Source organism: Roseateles sp. NT4 (assembly GCF_051857475.1).
Classification (GTDB): Bacteria; Pseudomonadota; Gammaproteobacteria; order Burkholderiales; family Burkholderiaceae_C; genus Pelomonas.
On sequence record NZ_JBPZGZ010000001.1, the window covers coordinates 400,259 to 415,055 of the forward strand.

At 67.5% G+C, this 14,797-nt stretch carries 17 protein-coding genes; 8 read left to right on the forward strand and 9 right to left on the reverse strand.

Annotated elements, in window-relative coordinates:
• Positions 1-7: 7 nt before the first annotated feature.
• From cyoB to ACS5PN_RS01875, 6 genes are read left to right on the forward strand one after another with little or no spacing between them, the layout of a single operon-like run.
• Entirely contained in the window at positions 8-2,032 is a 2,025-nt protein-coding gene (cyoB, locus tag ACS5PN_RS01850; protein ID WP_439462241.1) for a cytochrome o ubiquinol oxidase subunit I, read from the forward strand.
• Positions 2,033-2,048: 16 nt separating this feature from the next.
• Positions 2,049-2,672: a cytochrome o ubiquinol oxidase subunit III gene (cyoC, locus tag ACS5PN_RS01855; protein ID WP_439462242.1), complete on the forward strand. Its 624-nt coding sequence runs from the start codon at positions 2,049-2,051 to the stop codon at positions 2,670-2,672.
• On the forward strand, positions 2,672-3,064 hold the full coding sequence (cyoD, locus tag ACS5PN_RS01860; RefSeq protein ID WP_439462243.1) for a cytochrome o ubiquinol oxidase subunit IV: 393 nt from the start codon (positions 2,672-2,674) through the stop codon (positions 3,062-3,064). The genes cyoC and cyoD overlap by 1 nt, the downstream gene beginning before the upstream one ends.
• The gene (locus tag ACS5PN_RS01865; protein ID WP_439462244.1) at positions 3,064-3,771 is read left to right on the forward strand and encodes an SURF1 family protein; all 708 of its coding nucleotides are present in this window, start codon (positions 3,064-3,066) and stop codon (positions 3,769-3,771) included. The genes cyoD and ACS5PN_RS01865 overlap by 1 nt, the downstream gene beginning before the upstream one ends.
• Positions 3,768-5,117: an ATP-binding protein gene (locus ACS5PN_RS01870; protein ID WP_439462245.1), complete on the forward strand. Its 1,350-nt coding sequence runs from the start codon at positions 3,768-3,770 to the stop codon at positions 5,115-5,117. The genes ACS5PN_RS01865 and ACS5PN_RS01870 overlap by 4 nt, the downstream gene beginning before the upstream one ends.
• The gene (locus ACS5PN_RS01875) at positions 5,107-5,664 is read left to right on the forward strand and encodes a response regulator transcription factor (protein ID WP_439462246.1); all 558 of its coding nucleotides are present in this window, start codon (positions 5,107-5,109) and stop codon (positions 5,662-5,664) included. The genes ACS5PN_RS01870 and ACS5PN_RS01875 overlap by 11 nt, the downstream gene beginning before the upstream one ends.
• A gap of 126 nt (positions 5,665-5,790) precedes the next feature.
• On the opposite strand, the gene ACS5PN_RS01880 is transcribed toward ACS5PN_RS01875, so the two are convergent.
• The 7 genes from ACS5PN_RS01880 to ACS5PN_RS01910 all read right to left on the reverse strand — a co-directional run bounded on the left by ACS5PN_RS01880 (position 5,791) and on the right by ACS5PN_RS01910 (position 10,875).
• Complete coding sequence (locus tag ACS5PN_RS01880; RefSeq protein WP_439462247.1) at positions 5,791-7,086, reverse strand: NAD(P)/FAD-dependent oxidoreductase; 1,296 nt, start codon at positions 7,084-7,086, stop codon at positions 5,791-5,793.
• A 126-nt stretch (positions 7,087-7,212) separates the two neighbouring features.
• Positions 7,213-7,563, reverse strand: a complete 351-nt coding sequence (locus ACS5PN_RS01885; protein ID WP_439462248.1) for an RNA recognition motif domain-containing protein — start codon at positions 7,561-7,563, stop codon at positions 7,213-7,215.
• Positions 7,564-7,645: 82 nt separating this feature from the next.
• Positions 7,646-7,855: a hypothetical protein gene (locus tag ACS5PN_RS01890; RefSeq protein WP_439462249.1), complete on the reverse strand. Its 210-nt coding sequence runs from the start codon at positions 7,853-7,855 to the stop codon at positions 7,646-7,648.
• 236 nt (positions 7,856-8,091) lie between these two features.
• Complete coding sequence (locus ACS5PN_RS01895; RefSeq protein WP_439462250.1) at positions 8,092-9,081, reverse strand: LLM class flavin-dependent oxidoreductase; 990 nt, start codon at positions 9,079-9,081, stop codon at positions 8,092-8,094.
• Complete coding sequence (locus ACS5PN_RS01900; RefSeq protein WP_439462251.1) at positions 9,078-9,980, reverse strand: alpha/beta hydrolase; 903 nt, start codon at positions 9,978-9,980, stop codon at positions 9,078-9,080. Before ACS5PN_RS01900 ends, ACS5PN_RS01895 begins: the two co-directional genes overlap by 4 nt.
• Positions 9,981-10,084: 104 nt before the next feature.
• Positions 10,085-10,624 (reverse strand): GNAT family N-acetyltransferase, encoded by a 540-nt coding sequence (locus tag ACS5PN_RS01905; RefSeq protein ID WP_439462252.1) that lies wholly within the window; start codon positions 10,622-10,624, stop codon positions 10,085-10,087.
• Positions 10,621-10,875: a DUF2917 domain-containing protein gene (locus ACS5PN_RS01910; RefSeq protein WP_439462253.1), complete on the reverse strand. Its 255-nt coding sequence runs from the start codon at positions 10,873-10,875 to the stop codon at positions 10,621-10,623. Before ACS5PN_RS01910 ends, ACS5PN_RS01905 begins: the two co-directional genes overlap by 4 nt.
• A gap of 132 nt (positions 10,876-11,007) precedes the next feature.
• On the opposite strand from ACS5PN_RS01910, the gene gcvA reads away from it, so the two are divergent.
• A complete protein-coding gene (gene gcvA / locus ACS5PN_RS01915) occupies positions 11,008-11,925 on the forward strand; it encodes a transcriptional regulator GcvA (protein WP_439462254.1) in 918 nt (305 codons plus the stop codon).
• A 232-nt stretch (positions 11,926-12,157) separates the two neighbouring features.
• On the forward strand, positions 12,158-12,820 hold the full coding sequence (locus ACS5PN_RS01920) for a PEP-CTERM sorting domain-containing protein (protein ID WP_439462255.1): 663 nt from the start codon (positions 12,158-12,160) through the stop codon (positions 12,818-12,820).
• An 81-nt stretch (positions 12,821-12,901) separates the two neighbouring features.
• On the opposite strand, the gene ACS5PN_RS01925 is transcribed toward ACS5PN_RS01920, so the two are convergent.
• The gene (locus tag ACS5PN_RS01925; RefSeq protein WP_439462256.1) at positions 12,902-13,615 is read right to left on the reverse strand and encodes a YebC/PmpR family DNA-binding transcriptional regulator; all 714 of its coding nucleotides are present in this window, start codon (positions 13,613-13,615) and stop codon (positions 12,902-12,904) included.
• A gap of 54 nt (positions 13,616-13,669) precedes the next feature.
• Positions 13,670-14,758, reverse strand: a complete 1,089-nt coding sequence (locus tag ACS5PN_RS01930; RefSeq protein ID WP_439462257.1) for a S1C family serine protease — start codon at positions 14,756-14,758, stop codon at positions 13,670-13,672.
• Positions 14,759-14,797: the final 39 nt, after the last annotated feature.

Genomic DNA, 14,797 nt, shown 5'->3' on the forward strand with positions numbered 1-14,797 from the left:
TCCTCCGATGTCCAATCCCGTTGTTGCCCAACACCAGGCGCTCGACAAGCTGCATCCCATCCTCGGCCGCCTGGGCTGGGATTCGCTGCCGCTGCACGAGCCCATCCTCGTCGCCACCTTCATTGCCGTCGCCCTGGGTGGCCTCGCCGTCTTCTTCCTGATCACGAAGTTCAAGCTCTGGGGCCATCTGTGGCGCGACTGGATCACCAGCATCGACCACAAGAAGATCGGCATCATGTACATGATCCTGGGCGTGATCATGCTGCTGCGCGGCTTTGCCGACGCGCTGATGATGCGGGCCCACCAGGCCATGGCCTTCGGCGACAACGCCGGCTTCCTGCCCCCGCACCACTACGACCAGGTCTTCACCGCCCACGGCGTCATCATGATCTTCTTCGTCGCGATGCCTTTCGTGACGGGCCTGATGAACTATGTCGTGCCGCTGCAGGTCGGCGCGCGCGACGTGGCCTTCCCCTTCCTGAACAACTTCAGCTTCTGGATGACGGTGGGCGGCGCCATCCTGGTCATGATCTCGCTGTTCGTCGGCGAGTTCGCCAAGACCGGCTGGCTGGCCTTCCCGCCGCTGTCGGGCATCCTGGCGAGCCCTGACCCCGGGGTGGACTACTACCTGTGGTCATTGCAGATCGCGGGGGTAGGGACGACGCTGTCGGGCATCAACCTGATCGCCACCATCATCAAGATGCGTGCGCCTGGCATGACCATGATGAAGATGCCCGTCTTCACGTGGACGTCGCTGTGCACCAACGTGCTCATCGTCGCCAGCTTCCCCGTGCTGGCCGCGGCCCTCGCGCTGCTGACCGCCGACCGCTACCTCGGTACCAACTTCTTCACCAACGACCTTGGCGGCAACGCCATGCTCTACGTGAACCTGATCTGGATCTGGGGCCACCCCGAGGTCTACATCCTGATCCTGCCCATCTTCGGCGTGTTCTCCGAAGTGGTGTCCACGTTCAGCCAGAAGAAGCTGTTCGGCTACGCGTCCATGGTCTATGCCACGGTCGTCATCACCATCCTGTCCTACCTCGTCTGGCTGCACCACTTCTTCACGATGGGCTCGGGCGCCAGCGTGAACTCGTTCTTCGGCATCACGACGATGATCATCTCGATCCCGACGGGCGCCAAGATCTTCAACTGGCTGTTCACCATGTACCGTGGCCGCATCCAGTTCGAGGTGCCCATGCTGTGGACGGTGGGCTTCATGATCACCTTCACGATCGGTGGCATGACCGGCGTGCTGCTGGCCGTGCCGGCGGCCGACTTCGTGCTGCACAACAGCCTGTTCCTGATCGCCCACTTCCACAACGTCATCATCGGCGGCGTGGTGTTTGGCGTGTTCGCCGGCATCAACTACTGGTTCCCCAAGGCCTTTGGCTTCCGCCTGGACGCCTTCTGGGGCAAGGTCTCGTTCTGGTGCTGGTTCATCGGCTTCTGGCTGGCCTTCACACCGCTGTATGTGCTGGGTCTGATGGGCATCACGCGCCGCGTCAGCCACTTCGACGACATGACGTTGCAGCCCTATTTCGTCGTCGCCGCCATTGGCGCGGGCTTGGTGGCTCTGGGCATCGGCGCCTTCCTGATCCAGATCGCCGTCAGCATCCTGCGCCGCAAGGAACTGGCCGATACGACGGGCGACATCTGGGGTGGCCGCACGCTGGAGTGGTCCACGTCCTCGCCGCCGCCGGACTACAACTTCGCCTTCACGCCCATTGCCCACGAGATGGACGCCTGGTACGACATGAAGCAGCGCGGCGCGGAGCGCCCGACGACCGGTTTCGTGCCCATCCACATGCCCAAGAACACCGGCGCCGGCTTCGTCATCGCCATGCTGGCCACGCTGATGGGCTTCGCGCTGATCTGGCATATGTGGTGGATCGCGGCCTTCAGCTTCGCGGCGACGGTCATTGCGGCCATCGTGCACACCTTCAACTACGACCGCGACTACCACATCCCGGCTGATGCGGTGACCCGCACCGAGGACGAGCGCACCCGTGCCCTCGCGTCCGCTGCCTGACCGGGAGACCTCTGACATGTCTGCAACCATTGCCACGCACGTGAACGGCACGCCGGTCTACTACGACCACAGCGGCGAGCACCATCCGCCCGGCAGCACCATGCTGGGCTTCTGGCTCTACCTGATGAGCGACTGCCTCATCTTTGCGGTGCTGTTCGCCGTCTACGCCGTGCTGGGCCGCTCCTATGCGGCCGGCCCGTCGGGCGCCGACCTGTTCGACCTGCCGCTGGTGGCCGTCAACACGGCCCTGCTGCTGTTCTCGTCCATCACCTACGGCTTCGCGATGATCGCGATGCAGGCCCGCAAGAAGGGGCAGCTGCTGGCCTGGCTGGCCATCACCGGCCTGTTCGGCCTGGGATTCCTCGGCATCGAGCTGTTCGAGTTCCACCACCTCATCCACGAAGGCGCGGGCCCGCAGCGCAGCGCCTTCCTGTCCAGCTTCTTCACGCTGGTCGGCACCCACGGCCTGCACGTCACATTCGGCACCATCTGGCTGGTCACGCTGATGTTCCAGGTCAAGAAGCTGGGCCTGACGCCCGCCAACCGCCGCCGCCTGATGTGCCTGTCGATGTTCTGGCACTTCCTGGACGTCGTCTGGATCGGCGTCTTCACCTTCGTCTATCTCATGGGGGTGCTGTGATGGCCGGCCATGCACATGATCACGCGCACGGTCACGACGACCACCTCGATGGCGAGGAAGACTTCCACGTCAGCTACAAGGGCTACGCGACGGGCTTCATCCTGTCCGTCATCCTGACCGCCATTCCCTTCTGGCTCGTCATGGCCAAGGTGCTGCCCAGCCCCAAGATGACCGGCTTCATCATCCTCGGCTTCGCCGCCGTGCAGATGGTGGTGCACATGATCTATTTCCTGCACATGAACGCCAAGGTCGAGCAGGGCTGGTCCATGCTGGCCCTGGTGTTCACGGCCGCCCTGGTCGTCATCATGCTGTCGGGCTCGGTGTGGGTCATGTATCACATGAACACCAACATGATGCCGACGCCGGACCCGGCCGCCATGCGCAATATGTGATGGCTCGCGCCGCGCGCATCGCATTGATCGTTGCCGCGGCGCTGTCGAGCATCGGCTTTCTGGCGCTGGCTGCGTGGCAGGTCCAGCGCCTGGGCTGGAAGGAAGACCTGATCGCGCGCGTCGGGCAGCGGGTCCACGCGGAGCCGGTGGCGGCACCGCCCGCTTCGGCCAGTGTTTCCAAAGACGACGAATACCGTCGGGTGCGCCTGCGCGGCCAGTTTGAGCCGCGCGAAGCTTTGGTGCAGGCCACCACGGAGCTGGGCGGCGGCTTCTGGGTCATCGCACCACTGCGGCTGGAGGACGGCAGCGCCATCCTTGTCAACCGCGGCTTCGTGCCGCCCGAGCAGCGTGCGCCCGAACAGCATGCTGCCCCCTCGGGTCCGGTCGAACTGCTCGGCCTGCTGCGCCTGACCGAGACCGGTGGCGGCCCGCTGCGCAAGAACGCGCCCGCCGAAGGTCGCTGGTACTCGCGTGACGTGGCCGGCATCGCGACCCAACTCGGCGTGGTGGACAAAGCTGCACCTTACTTCGTCGACGAGACCGCCGACCCCGCCCAGCCGCAGCGCTGGCCGCGTCCCGGCCTGACGGTCCTGCATTTCGCCAACAATCACGCCGTCTACGCCGCCACCTGGCTGGCGCTCGCGGTCATGGCGGCCGCCGCGGCCTTCTACCTGGTCCGCGAGGAGCGCCGGCGCCCGCTGCCTTGAACCCAGACATCCCGCTGACCTCCATCGCCGAGCCCGTCGCCGTCGCCCCCGAGCGCCGTGCCGGCCGTGCCAATCTGCACCAGCTCATCGAGCTGCGCTGGCTGGCCGTGGGCGGCCAGCTTGCCACCGTGCTGGTCGTGCATGTGGCCCTGGGCATCAGCCTGCCCTGGGCCGAGATGCTGAGCCTGCTCGGCATCCTGGTCGCCTTCAACCTCTTCAGCATCTGGCGCAACCGCCTGACCCAGCCGGTGGCGCAGATCGAGCTCTGCATCGCGCTGCTGGTTGACGTCGGCGTGCTGACCGGCCAGCTGTATCTCGCCGGCGGCAGCGACAACCCCTTCATCTACCTCTATCTGCTGCAGGTCGCCGTCGCGTCGGTGCTGCTGCGGCCGGCCTTCCTGATGGCCGTCATGATGAGCGCGGTGTCGGGCTTCGTCGTGCTGACGCAATGGCACCGGCCGCTCGCGCTGGACCCGACCTCGCCGACGACGCTGTCGCCCAACTATCTCGGCGGTCTGCTGCTGTGCTTCCTGCTCAACGTCGGCCTGCTCAGCATCTTCATCGTGCGCATCAACCGCAATCTGCGCCAGCGCGATGCCGAACTGGCCGAGCTGCAGCAGCGTGCGGCCGAAGAGGTGCACATCGTGCGCATGGGCCTGCTGGCCAGCGGCGCCGCGCATGAGCTGGGCACGCCGCTGGCGACCCTCAGCGTCATCCTGGGCGACTGGGCGCACATGGCGCCGTTTGCCGCCGAGCCCGAGCTGCGCGAAGAGATCGAGGAGATGCAGCGCCAGATCCTGCGCTGCAAGGCCATCGTCACCGGCATCCTGATGTCGGCCGGCGAGATGCGCGGCGAGGCACCGCGGCTGACGGCGCTGCAGTCCTTCATCGACGGCCTGGCGCGCGACTGGCGCGCTGCCCATCCGAATGCCGAGCTGAGCCTGCGCAGCAAGGACCTGCCCGACATCGAGATCATCTCGGACAGCGCGCTGCAGCAGGTTGTCGCCAACCTGCTCGACAACGCGCTGGAGGCGGCGCCCGGCATGCCGCTGACCCTGCTTGCCAGCTGCCCCGACGAGGAGACGCTGAGCTTGAGCGTGCTCGACAACGGCCCCGGTTTCGACGCCGAGCGGCTCAAGCATTTCGGCGAGCCCTACCAGAGCAGCAAGGGTCAGCCCGGCCGCGGCATGGGCCTGTTCCTGTCGGTCAATGTGGCGCGCACCCTGGGCGGCCGGCTGCAGGCCCGCAACCGCAGCCCCAGCGGCGACGGCGGCGGGGCCGAGGTCATGCTGACCCTGCCCCTCGCGACCTTGCTGCCGCGACAATCCAAATCCGATGCCCGCTGAAGACGACCGCCTGCTGCTCATCGTCGAGGACGACGACAGCTTCGCCCACACCCTGACCCGCTCCTTCGAGCGCCGCGGCTGGCGCTGCCTGCGGGCCACGGGTCTGGATGACATGAAGAACCTGCTCGACGAGCTGCCCGACGACGAGGAGCTGGGCCATGCCGTCGTCGACCTCAAGCTCGCCGGCGGCGCCTCGGGCCTGGCCTGCGTGCAGGCCCTGCATGGCTGGGATCCCGAGGTGCTGATCGTCGTGCTGACCGGCTACGCCAGCATCGCGACGGCCGTCGAGGCCATCAAGCTCGGCGCCTGCCACTACCTGGCCAAGCCGGCCAACACCGACGACATCGAGGCCGCCTTTGCGCGCAAGCAGGGTGATGCCGATGTGGAAGTGACGGAGCGCCAGACCGCGTCCATCAAGACCCTGGAATGGGAGCGCATCCACGAGGTGCTGGCCGAGACCGACTTCAACATCAGCGAAACGGCACGGCGCCTGGGCATGCACCGGCGCACGCTGGCGCGCAAGCTCGAGAAGCAGCGCATCAAATAGTCGCGGGGCTGAGCTTGCTCCAAGGCCCATGAACACAGCCACAGAGGCACAGAGACGCAGAGGAATTGCGGCTTTCTCCGTGTCTCTGTGGCTTTGTTTTGTTCGTTGCCCAGCCGCGCTGTTCGTTCAGCCAGCGAGCCTTTCCCTCAGCGCATCCCTCAGTTCCGCCCAGCTGTAAGTCGCCTGCGCAGCCAGCAGGCCGGCCTGGCCGAACACCGGCGTCAGGCCATAACGCGCCAACGCAGCGGGCAGGTTGGCGCGGCCGCTGATGGCCTCGGCCAGCCATTCGCCGGCCACCGTCGTCGGCGCCACGCCATGGCCGCCAAAGGCCTGGGCGAACCACAGGCCCGGCGCCAGCTGGCCGATCTGCGGCATCTTGTGGCGGGCATAGCTCATCAGCCCGCCCCAGGCGTGCTCGATGCGCACCGCGGCCAGCTGCGGATAGACCTTGATCAGGTCGGCCTGCAGCATCTGCGCAATGCGGGCCGGGTCGCGTTCCTGGATGGAGATGCGGCCGCCCCACAGCAGGCGGTGGTCGGCCAGGGCCCGGTAGTAGTCGAAGGCGAAGCGGTTGTCGTAGAGGGCGGCCGGTGTGCGGATGGGCCGCAGATGGGGCGGCAGCGGCTCGGTCGAGATGACATAGGTCGCGATCGGCAACCGGGCGCCGGTCAGCGCCGGCAGCACCGTCTTCAGATAGGCGCCGCCCGCCACGACGAGCTGTTTCGCGCGGATCGAGGTTTCCTGCGCGGTGCGCATCGCAAAGCCGCCGGTGGGCAGTCGGTCCACAGCCATCACGGCGCTGTGCTCATGCACCCGGCCGCCGGCCTGCTCGATGACGCCGGCCAGGCCCAGGGCGTATTTCAGCGGATGGAAATGGAAGGCATCCCGCTCCAGCAGTGCGCCGCCATAACGTTCCGTCTCCAGCCACTGCCGCACCTGCGCGGGCTCGACCTCTTCCCAGGTGACGCCGAAGTTCTCCCGCAGCCAGCGCGCCTGCTCGCGCGCCTGACGCTCGGCGCGCGGGCTGTGCTTGAACCAGTTCAGCAGCAGGGCGCCGCCCTCCACCTTGTCGCAGTCGATGGCATGACTCTCGATGCGCGAGCGGATCAGCGCGACGGCCTCGCGGCTGTGGGCATAGAGCTCGCGTGCCGGCGCCAGGCCCAGGTCGCTGACCAGGTCCGCCGCATCGCGGCTGTAGCCGCCAAAGACGAAGCCACCATTGCGGCCCGAAGCGCCATGGCCGATGGTCTGCGCTTCCAGCACCGCCACGCTCGTGATGCCGCGCTCCTGCAGGCCGCGCGCCGTGGCGAGGCCGGCAAAGCCGCCGCCCAGCACAGCCACCTCGACATCGGCGGGCGACTCGGTGAGGGGCGGGAAGCTGAGGCGAGGCGCCGTGGCGGCGTAGTAGGTTTGCGTTTGCATGCGCGGATATTGGGCTCAGAGGGCTCGGCTCAATGTAGCCCCGGGCACGCGGCCGCATGCCGGGTCGGGTCAGGACGAAAAAAAACCGGCTCAAGAGAGCCGGTCTTTCATGCGGAGCCGCTGGGCTCAGTAGCGACCACCGCCGAAGCCACCCGTGCCGTAGCCGACATCCGAACGCTTGGTTGCGGTGTAGCCGTTCGCGCTGTAGCCGCTCGAATCCTTGCTGGCTTCGCGGGGGCGGGCCAGACTCACGACGATGGAGCGTCCATCGACGGACATGCCGTGCAGTGCGGCGATGGCGGCCTGGGCGACTTCGGCAGAAGCCATTTCGACGAACCCGAAGCCCTTGGAAGTGCCGGTTTCCCGGTCCATCATGACCCTGGCGGAGGAGACGCTGCCGAACTCCGCAAAGTTGCTTTTCAGGCTGGCATCGGTGACCGAGTAGGGCAGGTTGCCCACGTAAATCTTGCTGCTCATGGATGAGTCTTTCTGTGTGTTGGCGCGCCGTCAGGGCGCGGCGCCGCGAATCTGCCTTCGGGCATACGCGGCGATTGAGGCGTCAGTACGCGTTGAGGGGCGGCATGCACGCTTGCAGCCAGCCCTGGGTGACGGCAAACAGCTTTGCCGCTTCGCGCGACGCAAAGGTGGTATCGAAGCGGAATACGCGGCGACAACCGTCATTGCCCTGGGCAGGGCGAACCGAGAAAGAGGCGCGAAAGCGGCCGCAGTCGGTCGGGTGTGTCGCGGGCGAAACGACGTACTGGCCCATGGGGATGGTGTGGTTCGAAATCTTGATCAGTCAGAACTGCGGGCTTGAATCGCCCGACGGGGCACGTTTTCGCTCGGCCAGCGCTGCCGGCATAAAACGCGTGGAAGGTCGCAAAGCTCGCCCTGGGAGGGCGTGAACGGCCAGTCAGATGGCGCGGCGACAGAGGATTATATCTATTTGAATATATTTCTGTCGAAATATATTTCTTCAAGTTTTATTGGGGCGTCGGATGTCGATCAGAGCCGCGCCAGCAGCTCGTACGACCGCCGCCGCAACGCATGGTCATGCACCGCGCAGGCGACGATGAATTCGTCCGCCTGCGTACGCTCCCGCGTCGCAGCCAGTCCGGCACGCACGGTGTCGGGCGAACCGACGATGGACTCGCTCAGCATGCGCTCGACCTGCATGCGTTCGGCTGGCGACCACAGCGCATCCATGCTCGGCACCGGCTCGGGCAGCTTGCCGCGGCGGCCGCGCGCCATGCCGAGGAAGCGCTGCTGGGCCGAGGTGAACAGGAACTGCGCCTCCTCGTCCGTCGGCGCGACGATGACGTTCAAACCGACCATCGCATGCGGCTTGGGGTTGCGGGCACTGGGCTTGTAGGTGGCGCGGTAGATCTGCAGGGCCTGCATCAGCATCTCGGGCGCGAAGTGCGACGCGAAGGCAAAGGGCAGGCCGAGATAGGCGGCGAGCTGGGCTGAGTAAAGGCTGGAACCCAGCAGCCAGATCGGCACCTCCGTGCCCTGGCCGGGTACGGCGCGCACGACGGCGTCAGCGGCCAGCGGCGCCAGATAGCTCTGCAGCTCCAGCACATCGTTGGGGAAGCCGTCCTCGCCGGTGCTCTCCAGGCTGCGGCGCAGGGCGCGCATGGTGGGACGGTCTGTGCCGGGTGCGCGGCCCAAACCCAGGTCGATGCGGCCCGGGAAGAGCTCGGCCAGCGTGCCGAACTGCTCAGCGATCGTCAGCGGTGCATGGTTGGGCAGCATGATGCCGCCGGCGCCGACGCGGATGCGCCGCGAGGACGCCGCCAGTTGGCCGATCAGCACGGCCGTGGCCGAGCTGGCCACGCCTTCCATGTTGTGATGCTCGGCCACCCAGTAGCGCTGGTAGCCCAGCTCGTCGGCCAGCTTGACGAGGTCCAGGCTGTTCAGCAGGGCTTCGCGGGTGGTGGCGCCTTCGACGACGGGCGCCAGGTCGAGGATGGAAAGCGGGGGCAGGGCGGTCATGCCGCCATCTTGCCCAGATCGGTTTGGCCCCATGCGACCGGGGCCTTGCGCAGATGTGATTGCAGCCAGGGCAGGATGCGAGCCTCGTAGGTCGGGCGGTCGAAGTCGCGCAGATCCTCATGCGCTGCGCCGGGCACGGCGAAAAGCTGCTTGGGCTCGGGGGCCGCAGCGAAGAGCGCCTCGGTCTCGACCCAGCGCGTGGACTTGTCTTCCGTGCCCGAAGTCACCAGCACGGGCGCACGGACACCACGAATGGCCTCGATGGGCCGCAGCTCGTGCACGCCGAGGTTCAGTCGCAGCGGGATCTGCAGCAACAGCAGCGGTGCGGCCCAGACCCCGGCCGGGCCGAGTCGGCTGACCAGGCGGTCCTGGACGGCGTCGGTGATGGTCGGGAAGACCGACTCCAGCACCACGGCGTCCAGTTCGGGCTGGCGGTCGGCGAACAGCAGCGAGGCGCCGCCCAGCGAGATGCCGAGCCCGGCCAGCTTCTCGCCCGGCAGCTTGTGGCGCAGCCAGCCCAGCGCGGCGTCCACGCCCAAAGCCTCGCGGCGGCCGAAGCTGATGCGGTCGCCACTGCTTTCGCCATGCGAGGGCAGGTCGATCAGCAGACAGCCTATGCCCTCACGCTGCAGCCAGCGGGCGCGCTCCAGCATCTGGGTCCGGTTGCCGCGCACACCATGCAGCAGCAGCACGGCGCCTTCGCCAGTGCGACCGGGCAGAAACCAGCCGCTGACCTGCTGCCCGTCGCCATAGGGGATGCGCAGGGCTTCGCCCGGCAGGCCGGGCGGCGGCGCGCCGAGAACCGCGCGGGCGGGGCGGGTCAACCATTCGCCGGCGGCCAGGCTGAACACGACGACGCCCACGGCCAGCACGAGGGTGATGAGGAGGATGCGATTCATGCGACCAAGGCTGCCCGGTCCCAGGCCGCGGCGTTGTCAGCGCAGAGGCTGCGACGCGGTAGGCCGATGTAGTCAGGCCGCAGTGTCGCCCGCGCCGGCGCGGCTCAGACCAGATCCAGTACCGCGCGAACCAGTTGGGGGCCGTCCGGATGCGCCGTGAGGCGGGCGCCCTGATCGCGCATCAGCGCCAGCATGCGGCGGTTGTCGGCCAGGATGTCGCCGTACAACTGCTGCACGCCGTGGCGGCGCGCATGGGCGGCCAGATGGGCGAGGAGGCGTCGGCCCAGGCCACGGCCCTGCCAGTCGTCGGCGACAGCCAGCGCGAACTCGGCGCGCTCGGGGCGGCTGAGCTCATGCACATAGCGGGCATCGGCAATGACCGGGTGGCCCGGCTCCAGCGCCTCGACCACCCAGGCCACGTGGGCGCTCTGGTCGACCTCGGTCAGCAGCTTCAGCAGCATCGGGCTGAGCTCGCGCAGGCCGACATGGAAACGCTTGTGGCGTGAGTCCAGCGACAAGGCGCTGAAGAAGGCCTGCTCGGCGGGCGCATCGGCCGCGACGATGGGGCGCAGACTGACCTCACGAGCGCCGGCCAGCAGCCAGCGCTCGGCGGCCTGCCTGACCGGCGCGAGCAGGGCGTTCACACCAGGGCCCGGGTTTCGGCCGGCCGCAGGTCCAGCACCGCCGGGCCGCTGAGGGCACTGACGGTGACGGCCTCGTCGCTCTGCACGACAAAGCACTGGCCCGGTTCCAGCACGATGTCGCGCGAATCGTGGTCGATGGTGATCCACAGCGTGCCGGAGGCGCTGCACAGATGGGTGGCGCGGGCCTCGGGCAGGCGCGAGATCTGGCCGCGCTGCAGCAGCAGCCGGGTGCGGGGGACGTCGATCAGCATGGTGAGCTCCTCGGGCGGGCGGGTTGCATGCGGGGTTGGCATGCTTGCGCTAGCTCCGCCTGGAGCGGATAGTGACGGCTTGGCCCAGAGCCGACAAACGATGATTTGGAAGGTTTCGCATTCCTCCAGCTCATGTCAAACAAGCCACTCGACCACCTTCCGCCGCTGCAGCTGCTGGCGGCCTTCGAGGCCGCCGCACGGCACTTGAGCTTCACCCACGCCGCGCAGGAGCGCTTCGTCACCCAGTCGGCGATGAGCCGGCAGATGCGCGCGCTGGAGGAGGAGCTGGGCGTGACGCTTTTCGAGCGTCGCCATCGGGCCCTGGCGCTGACGGAAGACGGCCAGCGCCTGCATGCCGCCTGCGCCACGGCGCTGAACACGCTGCGCGTGGCGGTCCGCGCCGTGCGGGAGCCGCATCAACGCCAGGTGCTGGCCCTGACGACGACGCCAGGCTTTGCCTCGCTGTGGCTGATCCCGCGGCTGACCGCCTTCACGCGCGCCCACCCGGGCATCGACGTGCGCCTGGATGCCGGCCTGGGCAACCGCAACCTGGCCAGCGAGGGTTTCGATCTCGCCATCCGCTACAGCCCCATAGGTGCGACCTTGGGGACGCAACTGTTCGCCGAATCCATGCTGCCGGTCTGCAGCCCGCGGCTGGTGGGGGAACTGGGTTTGCCGCTGCGCGAGCCTGCCGACCTGGCGCGTCACACCTTGCTGCACCTGGCCATGGACGGCGACAGCAGCGGCATGCCGGCCGAATGGGAGCCCTGGCTCGGCGCCTGGGGGCTGGCCGATCTGCGGCCGGCGGCGCGCCTGAGCTTCTCCAGCTACTCCGAGGCCATCGCCGCGGCGGTGGTGGGGCAGGGGGTGGCCCTCGGGCGCCGCCCGCTCGTGGATGCCTTGCTGGCCAATGGCCAGCTCGTGACGCCGTTCGACGCCGGCATCGCGTCGGCGCGGGCCTATCGCCTCATCGTCGATCCGGCGGCCCGCCACCGGCCCGCGGTCAAGGCTTTCGAGCAGTGGTTGCTCGCCGAGTGCGGCGCCGCCTAACCCTCTGGTGAAGTGCCAACTTCGTCACGGTCCGTCATTGGGACCCGGCGGCAGGCGGCCTGCCAACTTGTTCACGAACAGCCGACACAAGCCCCGCGTCGCGGGTGTCGACCCCGTTTACAAAATTTTCCAAGCAAATTTGTGCCTGTTTGTAAATCAACAAGTTAGGGATATGGCATGGTTATCGCTTAAGGGTTGGAAGCCACTTTTAGCTAATTCCAAGATTTCCACCATGAAAACCCTGAGCTTCATCGCCGCCGCCGTCGCCGCCCTGACCGTCAGCACCGCCGCCAACGCCGGCTTCGTCGTCTACTCCGACCCGGTCGCTTTCGCTGCCGCTGCCGGCGCCCTGCACACCGAAACCTTTGCTTCGGCCCCGCTGAGCGGCGTGACCACCGCCAACTACTCGCACGTCTTCAACGACTTCACGCTGAGCAGCGCCGCCAACGGCAACTACAGCGGCATCGTCAACAACACCTACAACGGTGACGGTGGCGCTCCCGCGTCCTTCATCGGCCAGAACTTCTACGGTTGGGGCAGCTCCGCCGGCAACCAGGGCCCGACCTCGACCTTCACGGTCGCTGGCGCCTCGGCCTTCGGTTTTGACTTCTTTAACACCGATTTGACCGATCGCTACGCCATCTCCATCAACGGCATCGACCGTGGCGCCATCGGCTACATCTCGAGCGGCTTCTTCGGCGTGATCGCCAACGGCCCCGACGCGATCAACCAGGTGCAGATCCGCACGGCTGCCTTCGGTGGCTATGTCTCCAGCGCCGGCGTCGACAACGTCCGCGTGGCCTCCCACGCTCTGCCCGAGCCGTCGGCCCTGCTGCTGACCGCCGGTGCCCTGCTGGCCCTGGGCGGCGTGCGCCGCCGCAAGAACGGCCGCTGATCCACGGCCCGCCAGGGCCTCAGCGTTGCAACGAGTGAGGCGCCTTCGGGCGCCTCACTGCTTTCAGGAGGGCAAAGAGGACTAGCCGGCGAGTCCGGCGTAGACATGCTGGACGTCATCGTTGTCGTCCAGCGCGGCCAGGAAGCTCTCCACCTCTTCCAGCTGTTCGGCACTGAGGCTGTCGGGCGCGATGGGGTTCTTGGGGCGGTAGCCCAGCTTGGCGCTCAGCACCGTGAAGCCTTGGGCGGGCAGGGCACGGCTGACGAGGTCCAGATCGGCCGGATCGGTGAGGAAGAGCGTGATGCCGTCTTCATCCGGCGGCAGCAGATCCTGGGCGCCGGCCTCGATGGCTGCCATGTCGCCGTCGGCGCCCGGCGTGGCCGGCTCCGCCTCGATCAGGCCGAGGTGGTCGAAGTCCCAGCTCACCGAGCCCGGCGTGCCTTGCTGGCCCTTGCGGAACAGCACCCGCATGTCCGACGCGGCGCGGTTGGTGTTGTCGGTCAGCACCTCCACCATCACCGGCACGCGGTGCGGCGCAAAGCCTTCGTAGATGACCTGCTCGAAGTGGACGGTCTCGCCGGTCAGGCCGGCGCCTTTCTTGATGGCGCGGTCCAGCGTGTCCTTGGGCATGGACACCTTGCGCGCGGCCTCGACAGCCATGCGCAGCTTGGAGTTGTCCTTGGGGTCAGCGCCGCTGCGCGCCGCGATCATGATGTCCTTGGCCAGCTTGCCAAAGAGCTTGCCCTTGGCATTGGCGGCGATGTCTTTGTGTTTGGCTTTCCATTGCGCGCCCATGATGTTTCCGCTGTCGTTGATCGAGAGGGGCGTTACTTTACGGGCTGGCGCGGTTCAGTCCGAACTGCCAAGCGTGGCGGTGACCTTCCTCGTCTGCCCCGCCCGCCACACCGTCAACGTCACCTTCTCCCCGATCTGCCGGGTTTCCAGCAGCGACAGCATGTCATCCAGGTCGGCCACGGCCTGGCCGTCCACGGCGGTGATGACGTCGCCCTGCACGATGCGGCCGACGCGGTCCCGGCCGAAGGGCTTCAAACCGGCTGCAGCGGCGGGGCTGTTCTCCGCCACATTGACCAGCAGCACGCCCTTGGGGGCGCCCAGCGCCTGAGCCAGATTGGCCGGGCCCGACGTCACGCCCAGGGCCGGGCGGATGAAGCGGCCGTCGCGGATCAGCCGCGGCACGATGCGGTTGACCTCGTCAACGGGAATGGCAAAGCCGATGCCGGCGCTGCCCCCGCTCGGGCTGTAGATGGCCGTGTTGACGCCGATCAGCCGCCCGGCCGAGTCCAGCAGCGGGCCGCCCGAATTGCCGGGGTTGATGGCCGCGTCGGTCTGGATGGCGCCCTTAATGGTGCGGCGCGTGACCGATTCGATCTCGCGGTTCAGCGCGGAGACGATGCCGGTCGTCAGCGTCTGGTCCAGGCCGAAGGGGTTGCCGATGGCATAGACCTTCTGGCCCACCTGCAATTCGCGGCTGGTGCCGACGGCAATGGCCGGCAGCTTGTCGCGCGGTGCCTCGATGCGCAGCACGGCGATGTCGCGGTCGGGGAAGGCGCCGACCAGCCTGGCGGGATAGCTGCTCTGGTCGTTCAGCGTGACGGTGGCGCGATCGCCGCCCTGGATGACGTGGAAGTTGGTGACGATGTGGCCGCTGTCGTCCCAGACAAAGCCGGTGCCCGTGCCGCTGGGTTGCTCGCTGGTGCGCAGCGAGAAGAAGTCACGTTGCACGGACAGCGTCGTGATGTGCACGACCGACGGCGACACGCGCTTGAAGACGCCGATGTTGTTCATCTCCTCGGCATCCAGCGCCCCGCGCGGCGCCACGGTTCGCGACTGCGGCTGGGGGCGGGGCTGGGCGCCCGCGGGGAGGGCGGCGGCGTTCAGGGCGACCACCAGGGTCAGGATCAACAGGCGCTGGGCCATGGCGGGGCACGGAGAGCGTTGGAGATGGCGCGCATTGTG

Bases quoted from the DNA above. Each gene is read 5' to 3' on its own strand.
- cyoB (WP_439462241.1), top strand. From the start codon at position 8: ATGTCCAATCCCGTTGTTGCCCAACACCAGGCGCTCGACAAGCTGCAT.
- cyoC (WP_439462242.1), top strand. From the start codon at position 2,049: ATGTCTGCAACCATTGCCACGCACGTGAACGGCACGCCGGTCTACTAC.
- cyoD (WP_439462243.1), top strand. From the start codon at position 2,672: ATGGCCGGCCATGCACATGATCACGCGCACGGTCACGACGACCACCTC.
- ACS5PN_RS01865 (WP_439462244.1), top strand. From the start codon at position 3,064: ATGGCTCGCGCCGCGCGCATCGCATTGATCGTTGCCGCGGCGCTGTCG.
- ACS5PN_RS01875 (WP_439462246.1), top strand. From the start codon at position 5,107: ATGCCCGCTGAAGACGACCGCCTGCTGCTCATCGTCGAGGACGACGAC.
- ACS5PN_RS01880 (WP_439462247.1), bottom strand. From the start codon at position 7,086: ATGCAAACGCAAACCTACTACGCCGCCACGGCGCCTCGCCTCAGCTTC.
- ACS5PN_RS01885 (WP_439462248.1), bottom strand. From the start codon at position 7,563: ATGAGCAGCAAGATTTACGTGGGCAACCTGCCCTACTCGGTCACCGAT.
- ACS5PN_RS01890 (WP_439462249.1), bottom strand. From the start codon at position 7,855: ATGGGCCAGTACGTCGTTTCGCCCGCGACACACCCGACCGACTGCGGC.
- ACS5PN_RS01895 (WP_439462250.1), bottom strand. From the start codon at position 9,081: ATGACCGCCCTGCCCCCGCTTTCCATCCTCGACCTGGCGCCCGTCGTC.
- ACS5PN_RS01900 (WP_439462251.1), bottom strand. From the start codon at position 9,980: ATGAATCGCATCCTCCTCATCACCCTCGTGCTGGCCGTGGGCGTCGTC.
- ACS5PN_RS01910 (WP_439462253.1), bottom strand. From the start codon at position 10,875: ATGCTGATCGACGTCCCCCGCACCCGGCTGCTGCTGCAGCGCGGCCAG.
- gcvA (WP_439462254.1), top strand. From the start codon at position 11,008: ATGTCAAACAAGCCACTCGACCACCTTCCGCCGCTGCAGCTGCTGGCG.
- ACS5PN_RS01920 (WP_439462255.1), top strand. From the start codon at position 12,158: ATGAAAACCCTGAGCTTCATCGCCGCCGCCGTCGCCGCCCTGACCGTC.
- ACS5PN_RS01925 (WP_439462256.1), bottom strand. From the start codon at position 13,615: ATGGGCGCGCAATGGAAAGCCAAACACAAAGACATCGCCGCCAATGCC.
- ACS5PN_RS01930 (WP_439462257.1), bottom strand. From the start codon at position 14,758: ATGGCCCAGCGCCTGTTGATCCTGACCCTGGTGGTCGCCCTGAACGCC.